This is a genomic window from Paraflavitalea pollutisoli (genome assembly GCF_029360705.1).
Lineage (GTDB): Bacteria > Bacteroidota > Bacteroidia > Chitinophagales > Chitinophagaceae > Paraflavitalea > Paraflavitalea pollutisoli.
In genome coordinates this window covers 3,404,924-3,420,769 of record NZ_JARKMX010000008.1, presented here as the reverse complement: position 1 = coordinate 3,420,769, position 15,846 = coordinate 3,404,924, and the positions used below count along the sequence as shown (strand labels likewise).

The following is a 15,846-nucleotide window of genomic DNA, read 5'->3' as shown; positions in this document are numbered from 1 at the left end:
ACTGTGGAATCCGTCTACATGAACCCTTTGGGGCCATGCCTGGTTGGTAGTACACTTCAAAAGGGCTCATTGGATGACACTTGCTTTCCTGCCAATTGCGTAGGGATTTAGAATGAACCTTGTTTCATCAGGTTAAAGAGTTGCGACGCAACCAGCATAGCTTTTCGGTATTTGCTTTTTACTTTCATCAGGAAACCTTTTCCCTTTGCCATTGCGCACAGCGGTATTGAACTCATCTTGCGGAACAACAATGCGCGCCTGCAGGCATATCGTTACCCGTAGTTTATATCCATCGGCCACCGGCAGGTGTTTCCGCAATATCGTATAGGTTTTTTCCATCCGGCCATAGTTCTCAAAGTCTTCAGTGGTAAATAGATGGCTGTTGCCGTGAAAAACGTCAATATATAAACTCATATTTAAAATTGGTTGTTGTGTAAAGCCGGTTGTGTGATAGCAGTTTTGTACTTGCCATACAGTGAGCAGCTATAGTAATGGGACCATATCTTGCGGAAAGAAACAGTCTCTGCCAATATCCACCAGGTGAAAAGCTGCCAAGAGGAAGTGGTGCTCCTTTTGGACATAACCCCGAATGTGGTGCAATCCGGAATTGGCAGCTAAACTAAGGGTCGCTGCCTGGTCTTCTGCGCTGTAGTAGTCAGTCGCTGCAATAAGTTTGCAGGTAAATTCCGTGGCATATATTTCAATTGGAATAGTGCCGAAGTGGTAACAGACAATATCAGGTTGAAGTTTGTTGTATATGTCCTGATACGGGTCAAGGCAGGAGACATAACCACATATATCAATGCCTGCATGTTGCAGGTAGCATTCATGTGTCTTAAAAATGGCCTCGGGATTGAAGGCAAAGAACATTACTTTGATGGGCATGGTAGATTGGTTGAATTGGTGGAATGCCGCTGCGGTTTATTGAATTATGCCTGGCTACTTCCTGCCACTGCTTGCAAAGCGCGAGCACATGTAGGCAGCTATTTGAAATGAATGTCCTAGTAGATATTGGAAGATGTTTTGTGAATTAACTTCAGGTGCGATTTCGTTTCGGGGATTTGGAGTGACTGTATCCCTGTCGTTCGAGTAGTTCGATGTCTGTTTTCAGTGCATGTAGTTCAGCCCGCATGGCTTGCAGTTCAGCCAGGCACTCCCGAATGAGGCAATGCAGAAACCTGTTGAAGGCAACATCACGCCCTCTAATGCGCGTTCCCCGAATGTGTAACGAATCTTTAGTTATCACCAGATTCTTGCGACGATTTTTCTGTTGGTGTGGCATCATTATTGGTTGGCAGTACGGGGTGTTTTATGGATTCATGGCGCACGAAGATCAAGTGGCATGCTGCGATCATTTTTCCAAGTAACCTTAGTAGCTTATACAGGTTAACGTCGCAGGTAGATATCTCGCCACGGTACCTGCTCATAACATGATGCAAGATCATGTTGAGTTTCTCTTTCCATTCAGACAGTGCATAGGCTTTAAATAATTTGGGGAATACCAAATACGGCTTTAGGAATTCATCGCCTGACAGGTATCGGGGAAAAAAGTCAAATGCGTAGCTGGCCTGATGTGGCAGGGCAAACAGCTTGGGATTCATCATGGCCTGCTGGTCGGTGCTCTCTATCGTAATGTTGGCCGAACTGCCTTCGTTATCCTGCTGGGCAATGATCCAGGAGATCTCAATTAATTGAGTAATATTTTCGTAGAAGAAGATCATATCACAAGCTCTATCGGGCAGGTTCTTTTCTTTACCACATTTTCCGGCCATCTTAATCATATTCTGCAAATACCAGTCTGCATCTGTATAGTGGTAGTTGTCAAAGAAAGTAGTTATCACCTCCAATGGGCGAGAGATCTTCAGCAGGTTGATCGAAAGGTTGATAATTGCTGGATCGGACGGGGATGTTTTCATAATTGATAGGTGTTAATTGGGTTCTTATAGTGGGTTGATTGGCATAGGATGCCTGTTGTGCAAGCGGCTAAACGTTTCGGAGGCCATTCCTAAATAGCAGGCTATATATTTATGAGGTACCATATTGATCAGATCGCCGTAATGCTCTGCAAAGTATTTGTACCTCCGCTTGACATGCCAGCGAAGCAGTACGCTCTGGTCAATGTATTTCGCACGCATGAGCGTGGCAAAGGATTGCACAGTTTCATTGCCTTTGTAGCTGCCGGTGAACAGATCATATATGTCGTTCAAATGAATAACATCAACGATGCTATCCGCGGCGGCTTGTAGAGTGCAGTTTGTTGGTTGACAAAAATAGAAATCCATAAAGTTCGGCGTGGTATTGGTTTCACCAATCAACATAGTGGTGTATTGTATTTTGTCAGCCGTGATGTATTCGCGCAGCGCTCCATTTCTGAGATAAAAAAAGCAATCGGTGACCTCTCCTTGTTTTATAAGTATTTCCCGCTTCTTGACGATAAGAGGATAGGATCTTTCTCGGAGAAATTTTTGGGCACGCCTGGATAGTTGTGGCAGGTGAAAGACAAATTCCGTCTTTTTGGCCGCTTCGACATTGCTGGCGTAGGATCTTAATGATCTCATGGCTGTTTTGGTGTTGGTTATTACCTGCCGGAGAGGGGAACCTTGTATACCTCCACCTTATTCGCTGGGGTCGTAGGTTCTGGCTGAAGCTCCTGGAAGAGAAAAAAGGTTCCACCAGTCTCCGGGCAGGATATGTTTAGTATCCGGTATTTTGATCGAGATTCGGATTACTCATCAGTTCATTCGCTGGGATCGGAAACAGTAATGCGTTACGTGATACAGGGGCGCTTTTATTAATCGACAATATAGTTTCTGCCACTCCCCATCTGTTCAGGTCCACCCAACGATGGCCCCATTCACAGAATAGTTCTATACGGCGTTCCTGTTGCACTGCACGGAGGGTCTCGGCTTCCTGCAGGTCCGTAGGCAATGGTTTTAGGGTGGCCCGTTGCCGGATCAGGTTGAGATCATCAATGGCTCCTGAAATGTCGTCCAGGCGAAATCGGGCTTCAGCCCGCAATAGAACGATTTCCGCCAGCCGCAACACCATATAACCTTCCTGTATCTGCCCACCGGGCTCAGCCTGTGAAGGGCCTACTTTGTATTTGGCAGGATAATGAAGCAACCTGCTATCGATTTCCCTGCTCTGTGTCCAGTCTGTGAAACGCTGGTCGCCCGATTCAAAATCAAGGAGTAGTTTTTGTGGGAGGTAGGCAAATGGCGGAAAGGGAAAGAGGCCATCGATGGGCAGCAGGAACATCCCTTCGCGGGTGGCATTGAATGAATAAGTGGTATTGTCTTGCTTCAGCTGCAGGATAGCTTCGGGGCTGTTGAGGTGGAATACACCTGCAGGCGTTGCGGCAAGGGCGTAATCGCCACTATTCATGATCTTGTCGCAGGCTGTCAGTACGCCTTGCCAGTTACCGGTAATTGCGTGGAGCCTCGCCAGTAGCGCTGTTGCCGCCCACTTATTGAAGGAAGTTTTACCACCGGTAATAAGATTATAAGAGGCAGGTAGCCTTTGCTCTGCTTCCTTCAAATCAGCTATAAGCTGGCTATATACACGCTCAACAGGTTCTCTTTTCCTTATTGTTGTAGTCCGCCAATCCGTTATAGTGATATAAGGCACTGCCCCGAACAATGTGGTTAACTGGTAATATATAAAGGCACGTCCCACCATTGCCTGAGCGGCAATCTGTTCTTGGATGGCTGGTGTCAGTGTATGGTTGGAATGCACACCTTCAAGGATAGCATTGAACTGGTAGATAAGCTGGTAAGAATTCTCCCATAGGTATGCTATAAAGGGGTTATTGGCTTGCAGGTTATTTTGATAATACTGCAGGTATGCAGTATTACTTTTGTCAAATACAACGAGTTCATCGCTGGCAAGGGCTGAATAGATTGTCATACCGCCATTGATCAGGGTTGGTGTGTTGCTATTAACCATTCTGTAGTAGGTGCCAGCCAGCGCGCTGATGGCTTCCTGATCAGTAGTAAAAACCATGGACTGGGGAATACTGGTAGCAGGTAAAGGAACCTCTACGATTTTTTCGCAACCAGCAAGTCCCCCGATCAGGCTGGTCAGCAGTCCGGCGACCAGCAGACGGTTGCGGCATTGGAACCGTACAAGTATTGGGGCACACAAGGTGAGTTTATTGGTCATAAGAATTTTTTTCATTTGTTAGCATTATAGTTTACAGGAAAGGCCGGCAGTGATAATCGCGGGGCGCGGCATGGCGCCCAATTGCTGTACTTCCGGATCGTTGCCTTTGTACCTGGTAATGAGTAGCAGGTTTTCTCCCTGCAAGAACAGCCGTAGACTACCCAGGTGTAGCTTCTGCAACGTGCGATCGGGGAAGTTCCAGTATAGCGAGAGGTTTTGCAGGCGAATGAAGGAGGCGTCTGAGATCCGCGCATCGGAATAATAGGCATAATTGGTGCCGCTGGTGGTGGGGTACACGGTGGGTTTGCCTGTCGTTGTCCGATCACCCTCTTTTTGCCAGTAATTCATGACAGCTGTGGGCTGATTGGTGCGGGCTCCTGGCTGTTCTGCGCTGACAAGCGCATTGAATCCCTTTTGCTGCCTGCAATAGAACAGCACACTGAGAGACCACTGCCTGTAAGATAGCTCGGTCGTGATACCGCCCTCCCACCTGGGAGCCAGAATCACTGGTGCCCGATCATCGACAGTATTACCGGTTAAATCGATACTAATCTGACCATCGCCGTTGCGATCAGCAAAGTTGTATTCACCGGTTGCCGGATCGATGCCAGTAAACTGCAGGTATTTCTGAATGTTGAGTGGCTTGCCGATCTCGTATCTTCCTTTATAGGGCGACTGTTCAAAATTGGGGTACGACAGTAGCTTGTTGCGATTGACGGAGAGGTTTAGCCTGGTGGTGAGTTGCCAGTTGGTTTGCCGGATGGCATGTACGGTAGCAAGGATTTCAAGACCCGTATTTTGGACATTGGCGGGAGCATTGGTGATCACGTTGGCGAAGCCACCCTGAGTAGCTACCGGCAGGCTGATCAGTTGGTTATTGCACCGGTTACGATAATAGGCTACTTCCAGGTTGATTCGATCTTTGAACAGTCCCAGTTGGAGTGCTCCTTCGAGCTTGCGGTTTTGCTCCCAATGCAGCAGTGTGTCAGCAAACCGGGTCGGGAACAGCGGCGAATGATCGCCATAGCGACCGCCTGTACCGAACACCCACAAGGACAGGTAGGCGTAGTCTCCAATTTGGTCGGAACCTGTTACGCCATAGCTTCCTCGCAGCTTGCCAAAGCTGACAAAGGGCAGTCCCTTCATGAATCTTTCAGCCGAAAAGATCCACGCTGTCCCGATTGAGCCAAAATTGCCAAAGCGCTTACCTGCACCGAAGCGGGAGGACCCATCACGGCGGCCGTTGAGGTTAATGACGTATTTATCGAATAGGTTATAGGAAAGGCGGAGGAAGCCACCTGTGTATTTATACTGCGCATCGTTTTCCACTACCACTTTGGTGGGAGCCGCATTGATCGAGCCAAGCAGTAAGTCGCTGGTATAGTTCGAGCCAGCATTAAGCAGTCCATTGGTCTTGTTGGATTGGTAGGTACCGCCACCCAATGCACTCAATTTGCCAGGACCTACAAAGCCGGTGTATTCAATTTGGGGCTCAGTGATCAGGTTATGAAAGAAGGTGCGGCCGAAGGTGAGTGATCCCCTCGGATTAAGGTCCGGGTTAAGGGAGGTAATGGGAATGGTATGCGATTGTCTGCTGAAGGAGTTGTTATAGCCCAGGTTTACACGGGCTGTCCATCCCCTGGCTAGGTTGTATGTCAGGACCAGGTTACTATTGAGCAGACTGGTGGATGCCTCGTAAGGCTGTAGTAGCGAACCGAACATAAAACTGTTAACCAATGGGGTCCATCCAGAATAGTTCAATTTACCCTGGCGATCGAAAACTGCCGGGGCATTGGGCGGCAGCAAGGCTGTAGTTCCATTATAGATCAGGTTGCTGCTGGTGATGCTATATTGAGTCGACAGGTCAATGATGAGTTTCTGCCGGGGTGTTTTATGTTGCAAAGCCAAAGACAGGGAGCCGCGCTGATTTCCGCCGCTGATCGCTGCGATGTCTCGCTGGTAGTTGTACCCTGCACCCAACCGGAAATTGGTCTGCGTGGTGCCGCCGGTAAGACTAAGTTGTGCATTGACCACCCGGCCCGATCCACCAAAAGCATAGCGCTGCCAATCGGTATAGCGGGTGGTATCCCAGGCAACCAGGTCTGGGGCCGAGAACAAGTCAAGGGGAAGGCCATCGTTCAGCAGTGCGGCTTTGCGTAACTGCACATACTGGGCAGTATTGAGCAGCGGAAAAAAACGGGTCACCTTACTGAAGCCCGTATACACATTCAGATCGGTGACCGTTTTGCCAGCCTTACCTTTTTTCATGGTTATAAGAATAACGCCATTCGCGGCCCTGGATCCATAGATAGCCGTTGCATCCGCATCTTTAAGTACTTCTATGCTTTCTACATCGGCGGCATTTATATTAAAGAAGGGGCTTTGTCCTCCTGCAGGCGATGCCATGCCTGACTGAATGGTGCCTTGTGATATGGTAGTGCCACCCACCGTAGTCTGCACTGGGGAGAGGTTGAGCGGCGTCAGGGGAACTCCATCAACGATGTACAGCGGTTCCCGGATCACGGAGGGTTCGATTCCTGTCAGGCCGCGGACCACGATGGATAGTGATGCACTGACGGCGCCGCTCACATTGGTAATAGAGGTGCCTGCTGATCGTCCCTGCAGTATCTGCATGACGTTGATCACCGGTTGTTTTTCGATCTCTTCCGCCGTCACCCTGGAAATATTGCCGGTACCGGTACGGCGGTTGGTGATTCCATATCCCTGCACTACCACTTCATCAAGATGGTTGCTGGTGGGCTGAAGAGTAATGACCAGGTTATTCCTGCTGCCGACCACAATACGTTGTTCGGCATAGCCTACAAAGGATATGTGTAATATATCGGATGGCTGAAGGTGGGCGAAGGTAAACTGGCCCTGTGCATCGGTTACGGTGCCGCTGCCGTTGCGCAGGGTAATACTTACTCGTGCCAGTGGTTCACCGCGATGATTGATAACCTTTCCGGATACCTGGTGACGGGTATTGGCAGCGGAAGTGGTCGGGGGAGGGGGCTGTTGTGCCTGAGTAAAAAGAATAGATAATATAAGCAGGATGGAAATAACGAGTTTCATAACGAAGTGGAGGTAAAGGTGAATAATGGTATAAAAATGCGGAGCAGCGGACCTTGCGACATGCCCGCTCTCCGCGGTTTTCATGGAATACTTAAACGGGCACTGGTTCTTTCAGCCAGCCGGACCATTTCACGAGGGAAACAATAAATGAACATGCAGAATGGATACACCAGTAACGGGTGGGTGTATGGATCGAATGTTGAGTAGCGGGATAAAAAAATAAGGCAGGGTTCCGATTACCAGTAACGGGGCGTGAGAAAATGCTCCTGTTAAGGCAAAAGAAATGAACCCTGCACTTAATGCAGTTATATGTTTTTTCCTTCATCAGCATACCTGGTGTTTCTCACGCACCCCGATAACTGGATAAAGGAACAATTACTATCTATACGAATGTAGATAAATTAATTTATTCGACAAATTATTACGTAGATAATATATAATGATTATTAAATGTCCAGTCAATTTGGACGGTGAAGAAATTTCATAACGAAAAGGAAACCAAAAAGGTAGGTGCTAAAATTGAACAGCTCAGAAGGGCTGCCGGATATAATATTGCCGATATATCAGACATGACTGGATTCTCATATCAAGCTCTTTCTCGGATAGAGAAAGGTGCCGAAACTACAGTTAGCTATATAATTGAGATAGCAAAGGCAATAGGTGTTGCTCCAAAAGATTTGTTTGACGTTAAATTCGACAAACAACCACGATATAAACTTAGTCCACAACGAAAGGAAAAACTAAAGCCAACCCAATTACTTGAAGAGTTATTTGAAAGTTCGGATTTTTTTATCACACCCAGATTTGTGAGAGACGTAACTGCATATTTTAAAGAAGCTAATAATATCGAATTAACTTCAGGTAGCGTTTCACTTGCTTTAAGCCGAATGGTAAAAAAAGGACTGCTAAAATATAATTTGGTAGGAAGACAAAAGCAATTTTCTAAGAGAAAAAAATAATATCATTCAAAGCTCCGCGATGCGTAATTTACATATTTTTTCAGCTATTGGTAGCATCTGTGTAACCCTATCGATTAATGTCGAAATATCTGGTTGTGAAATGATGAATTTTGGATCATAACGAGCCTCTATATATCCCTGTTTCAATAACTCGAAAAGCCGTTTGTCGTTCTTGTCTGTTTCTGCATGAAAAAGCAAAAATAACTCTTCAGAGTATGGCTTTACCTTCTTTCGCAGTCTCCACAAATTATGAATTTTGGGTTTGTAGTCAGTAAATACTAAAAGAATTGCATAATATAGTGATTCGACCGTTTGTTGCAGCATGAAGTCTGCCGTCTTATAATTACCTCTTTCAAAAAAGTGATGGCTCCCGCTTAAAAACTCTAAGGATTGAGGGAACCATAAATCGAAGTAGTCTTGCGTTTTCTTTCTTCTTTCTTCCGTGGATAGTTCCCTGGGTTCCGTAAACTTAACTGTTTTCTTATCATAAAGAATAATCCCTTCTTCAACGATATCTACCCAAAAGTAATGGCCCCACTCCAGTCCTTTATTGATAAACTCCACACCGTGGATTTCCAGGTTTACTGGTGGTTCAAATTCCTCAGCCAGTTGTAAGACTTTATGCTCTTGCTCATACGTTTCGCCAGGATTATCTTTGGTTACTACAAGGAAGTCATAATCGCTGATGTATTCGTTGAGTATCCCATCAGAATAATAGCGGTGCTCCACGAACTTATTCTTCGCGTAACTGCCAAACAGAATTACCATTTCCGGATCAATTACCTGCTTAATGAATTCCACGATCATGCGGATCTCATGCTGTTTCTTTTCAGGTAATAGATCAAAGGAAGGTTTCATGTCTGTTTGGTCTACTGGTATAATAATGAAAATTGCGACCAACAAATATACCTCAATCTATTGAATTATTCTGTCTAATCGAGTTCATATCGCGCATTTCAACTTAAGGTTTTATTGTTGATGCAGATTTATCCGTAAGAGTTTGTGTTTAGAGTTTTTGGGTGTTTTAACGGGTGCGACGGACACTGCCTTCTTTTATATTTAGGCGATCCTTACAATAAATATATTATATGAGTGTAGAACAAGAATTGGAAGAAACCAAAAAAAAATTGGAGCAATGCGAAAAAAGAAGAAAGGGGATGAGAAGCAAAGCCGTTTTAGCGGCATTGGAAATTATCATGGAGGAGATTGACTATTCGGGTAATACTGATACAGATCAGAGTACGATAACTTTTACCACTCCAGATGAATCTTTTGAAATTACTTTCAAACGCAAAAAAACAGAAGGCTAGAAAGTATGGACAAGTTTGCAACACGGTTTGAAAAAGATGCCGATTACGGCGTTGTCTTTTCAGGAGGTGGGGCTTTCGGCGCTTGGGAAGTTGGAGCGTATGCCGCAATACGAGAATGGCATGGAAAGGACCCTGTTGTGGTTTCGGGGGCATCGGCTGGAGCGCTGAATGCAGCCGCAATTTTTGCTGGCAAAGATGTTAATGCCCTTAAAAAAATTTGGATAGGTTTGAAGAATCGAGCGGTGTACAAGAAGAAGTTCGGGTTGATAATAAAGCTATATTTCTTTGTAGTGCTGTTGCCCATACTTCTTTTACTAAAAGCAATACGCATCCCCGCGCTGAAGTGGAGTATCCGATTTTTGAATAATTCGATAAGTGTTCTTAATAATGTACCCCTCCGGAAAAAGATTGAAGAGGTTCTGGCGAAAGCAGAAGATCAGTTAAAGAAACCTCCCATGAACTTAGCGGTAACCTTGTCAGATATAGCCGGTGTGGCCCCCGTGCGTGTGGCATACTACTGCGCAATGGACAGCCAATTTTCTCCTGGCAATAGTAGCACCAAAAAATGGATGCAAATTGCGGATAAAGGCAATCTGGTGGACGCCCTTATGTGTACTTCCGCTATTCCAATGGCCTTCCCTCCTCAAATTGTCGCGCCTTTCACTGAACCTATGGTGGATGGGGGTGTGCTAAGAAATGATCCGCTATACCCGATGTTAGAACCAAAATTTGGCACTTCAAATATTTATATGGTCATGGCAAGTGTAGTAGAGAATGGTAGTGCAAACGGTGTTATCGATATTCTAGAATCTATGATGAATTCATTTCTTTCCGTTAGTTTTCATTCACAGCTTGACCTACTTGACATCCTGAATATTGGCAGTGCTCCTGAGGATGGAGAGCCGATTTACAATGTCTGCATTATTCGACCAGAAAAGAATTTGGGTATTTCATTTAACACGACGATACTGTCCTTTGGTGGAAAGAAGGCAATAGCACTTATTGATGACGGATATAAGCAAGCAAAAAAAATGTTCTGACATTCATCGACGAGTTTGGTGTCGAGATCAATAGCTACTATACTACCTTTCATCAGCTTGTTAACAGATTGTAATATTTTTGTGTTGCTGAAAGAAAAAAATGCATTCGTTCGTTTTTTAGGACATGTATTGGAATAAAAATCATAGTTATGTTTACCTTATGCATGAAATAAATCCGTATTGCTTAAAAGTTGCAAATTGGTGCCACATCCGTCATCTTTACTCGGTTAGTAAAGCTAATCCCTAAAAAATGTTTTTCCCTGCACAACCTATTCGCTTGTCTCTAAAAGTTCTTACTTAGGATCCAACATAGAATGGTTACGTTTCTCCATTATTATTATCTCTTAAACCAAGATACTAGGCTATGATAAAGAAAGTCCTGACTCCCACATTAGACAAAATAAATTCGCTTTTTTCTCGCAAAGACTTAATACTGGATGTTGATCACTATCTGCTGAAAGACTACCCAATTGTAGTTGAGAAGGAGAAATCTGAGTTTTCAATCAAGCTAAACTACAAGCCTTACAAAGGGTTTAATTCGAGTCAACTTCATACTATTGAGCTTCCGCAACCTATTAGACTTTATAACGATACGGAGACCTATTTTATACCGGATAATTCTATCCGTCTTAATCAACAATATTTCGACTTCGATGAATCTCATTCCACAGTTAGGATTAGTGGTAGCTTAACAAGGCTAAGCACATCGGAGTTGAAAGCGTCCTGGGAGCAGAAATACTTACGGTTTATTATTCCCCTTACAAGAGCAGTGCCCGAGATGCGCAATATTCGTGGTTTTACCTTTGATGCTGATATGTTACTGAAAGGCAAACAATTGATAAAGCTCAAGATCAATGATTGTAATATACATTTTATTACATTCACCATTGATGGTGATTCATATATTGCAATTGACACTGTTGAACGATATAGTCAGCCTGATTTTGATAAAATTTGTCACGCTATTGTAATAGGGTTTGGCTTTTTATACGGTAACGTTTATTTAGACGAAGGGTGTATTCTTTCATCCAATGACGAAAATTTTGAGGTTGTTGAGAATATTCGGTATTCAACATATCGCGAGTCAATTGTGACTGGATATAGAATTCATACAACTAATCCATATTCTGTCATGAATTTAACCGGAGTTACAGAAGAGGAAATAGATAGGCGTCAACAAGAAGCCCAAGGTTGGACTAACGAGATTATTGAAATTGAGTCCGAATTCTTTAGCAAGCTATGCGAGTATCTTGCCAATAATGAACCTATTTCCCGCGCGGCCTTAATTACACTTCAAGGAAATATGCTATCACTTGAGTTAAAGGGTTCTGCGTATAGTACTGCACTTGAAGCCATGACAGACGTGATTATGGAGGAATTCAAAGTTAATCGACCAAAGCCGATTTCTAAAGCGGACTTCAAAAAACTTAGAGATGAATTAATTAAAATTCTAGATCAATATTTACCTGCTACCAGTGAAAACGAAACAGCAAGAAAAATCTTTACAATTAGGATTAATGATCTGAATAGTCCTACTAATACTAGTAAACTTCAGAAAGCATTTGAATTAGTTGGGTATACTTTGAATTCATACGAAATGGATTGCCTGAACGCAAGAAATAAATTCCAGCATGGGCTTCTACCAATCTCCGATTCAAGCGATGATGCGGCGTTTAAGGAAATATACTTCATTTGCATAGTTATGCATCGACTTATTTATACCCTTATTTTACATAAAATCGGATTCAAAGGGTATATAATTAACTACCCACAAATACACAATGGAATAACCAAGCGCGATTTGAATGAAAAAGAATTCTATGGAATTAATAAATGAGTAGCTATGTTATTCAATTAAGATTATTTGCAGGGTTATAATGTGAATTTGGGTATGTTAACTCAATAAAGGGGGCTGCATAGCCGCCATCATACAGTCGAATTTCTGATTGACTGTTGAATCTTTTTGAGCTATTCCTCTACAAATGGTTCCTGGCTGTAATTAGATACGCTTCAATAAGACAGGGACGAATGAAAAATTTCTTTTTTGCTGTATCCGGTTATTGACACTCAATCCACATGCTGCGGGTAGGCATGCAAGTTTTCGTGAAGGTTATTCGTAAATTTGTTTTGAATGGAATTGTGGCTGAAGAGCAGTAGTAGGTAGGCGGGCTTTGTTACCTGGACGGGATTTTTCTGATTCTGTAACAAACATACAAACCGCATATGAAACATGCTACCATCTTATCCTATGTTGCGATGATGCTGATCGCAACTTGTTCAATGCTGTCAGCCGCTACAGCCCAGGATTCTACGAGTGTAAAAGACACATCTGTCGTTGTACCTTTCAAAGACCTTCCAGTAAGAAACATTAATGCAATCGGTAATAAGAAAACCGGGTTGCTAACGATCTCTATGGAGTTTGTAAATAACTGGAAGGATATGGTTGAAGCGACAATAAGATGTACCGAGTGGGCAGATTTTGGTATTACAACAGATAAAGATCAAAAGTACAAGGTCCCTACCAGTTCGAGCACCTATGACCAGGAGAAAGAAAATAAAGGCTACAAACCGGTAATGGATATACAATATGGAACAGTTAAACTGGAAAGGGTACCTATTCTTATGCAATACCTCAAATCAGGTGTGGTAAGTCCGCTGACCATTAGAATACCCGGATATGATAAGACCAGTAAAGTAATCAAAGAGATACATATCCGTTTCAGTTATAGCCAATTTGGTGCAGGTGGTTTTTGGTCAGAAGGAGTATATCAGATCAACCAGCTTGCTATTGACTGGAAATAATTGGCGGGGCATCTGTATAGCTATTTGCCAGCCATGATTGGTAACAGTAATGCGGCCAGTTGTTCAGCTTTCGTCCAACGTTCGATTTCATCACAAATTGCTTCAAAGCGGGAATGGTTCTTCAACAACTGCAGGCTGGTGGCGCCAGGCTCTACCTGTATCGCATTCAGCTTCTGTGTGAATTTTTGGGGCAGCTGGCTTCCCGGATCCTGGTGCGCTAGCCGGAACTGGGAAAAGTTATCGTACGGGTTCAGGGGTACGTGGAATATGTTGGATAGTTGTTCGGCCAGGTGATCGCAAACGTGTTCGTACGATTGGTGGTTATCACGATGGATGATGCAATAGAAGTCTGCCATGATCAGGACGATATCGACAAAATGCACCTTGGTACAATACTCTGTCTGCGAGTTGTTTTTTTCTCCATCATCGATGTTGCACATATAGCATTGTTTGGTACAGGTAATTTATAGCAAAATTTGTGTCAGGTCTGTATTTTACCCTGTTGGTGCAAAAATATTTACCGGCTGGGTTGCCATAAATCAAATTGGCTTTTTTGCTGTTTTTATTTTCCTTTTTGCTGCAAGGAGTTGCCTTTTTTGACGTATCTCCCCGTTTACTTAGCATAAACTTTGATGTTTAATATAGTGGGTAAGATCTTGTTAAATGCCTTGCAATGAAAAGGGAAACAGTAAAGGATAAGGCAATGTTTTATGAAACCATCCTGAAGTCCATTGAAAAGCAGGAACGGCAGGCTGAATCGGCCGGCAAAGACATGTTAAGGCTGGCCGAATTGATGCTGTCTAATCTGAAAGACACCCTAAAAGAGCTCCGTAAGTTCGTTAGCGATAATAAGTTCCTGGATGAAGAGGAAGAGATCGATTTCTATAAGCGTCATTTGCCAGGCATGCTTCAGTATTTTTTTTACTATATCAAGATTTACTCATTGGAACTGCGTCTGCTTACCCTTGATGATACCGGAAGAAAAAAACTGATGAAGAGTGAAAGAAAAGAAATCGACAAGTGGACACGTAAGAATGAAGGGTTTTTCCGCTACTATAAAAGTGGTGCTATTGAGCTGGATAACGATTACTACAGGAAGGATAGCAGAAATGCCAACCTGATTACCGATCCAGGCCAGTGGTTGTTCGATGATGAGTTCATTACGGTTCCTGCCTACCTGACCGGAGAACTGTTGGCATTTGAACGATACCGTTCTTTCCTGGGTAATGAACTGAAGTTTTTTGATCAAAAGCAAAAGCTCAATAATGGTACCGAAGAGAATGATGATCTTGTGTGGACAGCCACGCGTATGGCCGCTATTGAGATACTTTACGGTCTGTATTCAGCAGGTGCTTTTAACAATGGAAATGCACAGTTGCGTCAGATCGCTAAACGGGTGGAGAAGCTGACAGGTATTGATCTTGGTAATTTCTATCGTTACAATATTGATCGGAATATTAGGAAGGTACGCAATCAATTTCTGAAGCAAATGATCGAATCCTCCGACAAACGGGCGGAGGAACAAGACGAGAAATCCCGCTATGAGTAGTTGGTACTATACTCGCCTCCGAACTTATCCGTGAATAAGGTGGTCAGGCGTCCGAAACGATGAATAAAGATGGCGCCATCTTCCGGGGATACGAAGGTGGCATAGGCTGCCGGTTCAATCAGCCCCGCTACAGGTAAATTATTGTTGGCTAGAAATTCACTATATATCTTCAGGTCTGCTACGGGTGCCCAAATAACGGGTGTCAGGTAAAACTGTTCAGTTGTAGCCTTGCTCAGGATCTTCTTACTGAATTTTGTGGTAAGAAAAGTGGCTATTTTTTCAGGGTGGTTCTCTATCTTATTGCTCTTAGGATGCATGTTGACAACCTCTACCAATAGATTTCCACCTGTCGTTTTATTACTAAATGCAAAGTCAATGGTATTGTCGCTATCGCTCAGTTTATACTCCACGGCTGTCAGGTTGTAGAGACCGGTTTTCATGATGTTGTTTAGTACTGCGATCTCCCCAAAGAAATTCAGGTACTGATGATCCATACTGATCAGTATGTCTTTTATCGTCTTACGGATTCGTTCTCGTTCCGCTTCCGGCAAATACATCGTGATTTCTTCCAGCAATCGTTGGAAGAAGTTGAGCATCCTGATTGCCTGCTGGTCTCCCAGTTGCACCTTGCGGATAATATAATACAGATTGGCTTCAACTTCAACCGTGCTGTCACCAGCTTCCTGGTATCTTTTCTCAACCTCTGCTTTAAAAAGTTTATTGGCAATTCCCCAGGTCCGGTCTGTTTCGGGCATAAACTCAAACAATATGGGCAATTCATTTTGTACCACCTCCCGCAGGTCGGGAACAACTGGTTTTGGTGTATCGTTGGAATGGTCGTTTTGCATGTTACCTAAGTTAGCATTTTTTACACTTTCGACCGGTGTGTGCGTCCCTGATATTACTTTTTCCCTAATCCGTAGTGTGTCCATGTTGTGAAAAGGGTCCATTAC

15 protein-coding genes are annotated in these 15,846 nt (G+C 43.9%); 6 read left to right on the top strand and 9 right to left on the bottom strand.

Annotated features, from left to right (window positions below; translation table 11 throughout):
• Nucleotides 1–132 precede the first annotated feature (132 nt).
• The 6 genes from P2W70_RS27410 to P2W70_RS27385 all read right to left on the bottom strand — a co-directional run bounded on the left by P2W70_RS27410 (nucleotide 133) and on the right by P2W70_RS27385 (nucleotide 7,233).
• Nucleotides 133–414: a hypothetical protein gene (locus P2W70_RS27410; RefSeq protein ID WP_276484755.1), complete on the bottom strand. Its 282-nt coding sequence runs from the start codon at nucleotides 412–414 to the stop codon at nucleotides 133–135.
• Between the two features lie 69 nt (nucleotides 415–483).
• Nucleotides 484–885, bottom strand: coding sequence for a hypothetical protein (locus P2W70_RS27405; protein ID WP_276484754.1), 402 nt, complete (start codon nucleotides 883–885; stop codon nucleotides 484–486).
• A gap of 350 nt (nucleotides 886–1,235) precedes the next feature.
• Complete coding sequence (locus P2W70_RS27400; protein WP_276484753.1) at nucleotides 1,236–1,916, bottom strand: hypothetical protein; 681 nt, start codon at nucleotides 1,914–1,916, stop codon at nucleotides 1,236–1,238.
• A 24-nt stretch (nucleotides 1,917–1,940) separates the two neighbouring features.
• Complete coding sequence (locus tag P2W70_RS27395) at nucleotides 1,941–2,558, bottom strand: Crp/Fnr family transcriptional regulator (RefSeq protein ID WP_276484752.1); 618 nt, start codon at nucleotides 2,556–2,558, stop codon at nucleotides 1,941–1,943.
• Between the two features lie 136 nt (nucleotides 2,559–2,694).
• Complete coding sequence (locus P2W70_RS27390) at nucleotides 2,695–4,176, bottom strand: RagB/SusD family nutrient uptake outer membrane protein (protein ID WP_276484751.1); 1,482 nt, start codon at nucleotides 4,174–4,176, stop codon at nucleotides 2,695–2,697.
• Nucleotides 4,177–4,185: 9 nt separating this feature from the next.
• Nucleotides 4,186–7,233: a SusC/RagA family TonB-linked outer membrane protein gene (locus P2W70_RS27385; protein WP_276484750.1), complete on the bottom strand. Its 3,048-nt coding sequence runs from the start codon at nucleotides 7,231–7,233 to the stop codon at nucleotides 4,186–4,188.
• 470 nt (nucleotides 7,234–7,703) lie between these two features.
• Between P2W70_RS27385 and P2W70_RS27380 the strand changes: the two genes are divergently transcribed.
• A complete protein-coding gene (locus tag P2W70_RS27380; RefSeq protein WP_276484749.1) occupies nucleotides 7,704–8,192 on the top strand; it encodes a helix-turn-helix domain-containing protein in 489 nt (162 codons plus the stop codon).
• A 6-nt stretch (nucleotides 8,193–8,198) separates the two neighbouring features.
• Here P2W70_RS27380 and P2W70_RS27375 read toward each other — a convergent pair whose 3' ends face one another.
• Complete coding sequence (locus P2W70_RS27375) at nucleotides 8,199–9,050, bottom strand: HEPN domain-containing protein (protein WP_276484748.1); 852 nt, start codon at nucleotides 9,048–9,050, stop codon at nucleotides 8,199–8,201.
• A gap of 230 nt (nucleotides 9,051–9,280) precedes the next feature.
• Here P2W70_RS27375 and P2W70_RS27370 point away from each other — a divergent pair, with 230 nt between their 5' ends.
• From P2W70_RS27370 to P2W70_RS27355, 4 genes are all read left to right on the top strand, one after another.
• A complete protein-coding gene (locus tag P2W70_RS27370; protein WP_276484747.1) occupies nucleotides 9,281–9,502 on the top strand; it encodes a hypothetical protein in 222 nt (73 codons plus the stop codon).
• A 5-nt stretch (nucleotides 9,503–9,507) separates the two neighbouring features.
• Nucleotides 9,508–10,542, top strand: a complete 1,035-nt coding sequence (locus tag P2W70_RS27365; protein ID WP_276484746.1) for a patatin-like phospholipase family protein — start codon at nucleotides 9,508–9,510, stop codon at nucleotides 10,540–10,542.
• Nucleotides 10,543–10,906: 364 nt separating this feature from the next.
• Nucleotides 10,907–12,379 carry a hypothetical protein gene (locus P2W70_RS27360; RefSeq protein WP_276484745.1) on the top strand — a complete coding sequence of 491 codons (1,473 nt, stop codon included), beginning with the start codon at nucleotides 10,907–10,909 and terminating at the stop codon, nucleotides 12,377–12,379.
• A gap of 386 nt (nucleotides 12,380–12,765) precedes the next feature.
• On the top strand, nucleotides 12,766–13,344 hold the full coding sequence (locus P2W70_RS27355) for a hypothetical protein (RefSeq protein WP_276484744.1): 579 nt from the start codon (nucleotides 12,766–12,768) through the stop codon (nucleotides 13,342–13,344).
• Nucleotides 13,345–13,364: 20 nt separating this feature from the next.
• Here the strand turns inward: P2W70_RS27355 and P2W70_RS27350 are convergent, their stop codons facing one another.
• The gene (locus tag P2W70_RS27350; protein WP_276484743.1) at nucleotides 13,365–13,784 is read right to left on the bottom strand and encodes a hypothetical protein; all 420 of its coding nucleotides are present in this window, start codon (nucleotides 13,782–13,784) and stop codon (nucleotides 13,365–13,367) included.
• 233 nt (nucleotides 13,785–14,017) lie between these two features.
• Here P2W70_RS27350 and P2W70_RS27345 point away from each other — a divergent pair, with 233 nt between their 5' ends.
• Complete coding sequence (locus P2W70_RS27345) at nucleotides 14,018–14,893, top strand: RteC domain-containing protein (RefSeq protein ID WP_276484742.1); 876 nt, start codon at nucleotides 14,018–14,020, stop codon at nucleotides 14,891–14,893.
• Here the strand turns inward: P2W70_RS27345 and P2W70_RS27340 are convergent.
• On the bottom strand, nucleotides 14,884–15,741 hold the full coding sequence (locus tag P2W70_RS27340; protein ID WP_276484741.1) for a hypothetical protein: 858 nt from the start codon (nucleotides 15,739–15,741) through the stop codon (nucleotides 14,884–14,886). The two genes, P2W70_RS27345 and P2W70_RS27340, sit on opposite strands and share 10 nt — an antisense overlap.
• Nucleotides 15,742–15,846: the final 105 nt, after the last annotated feature.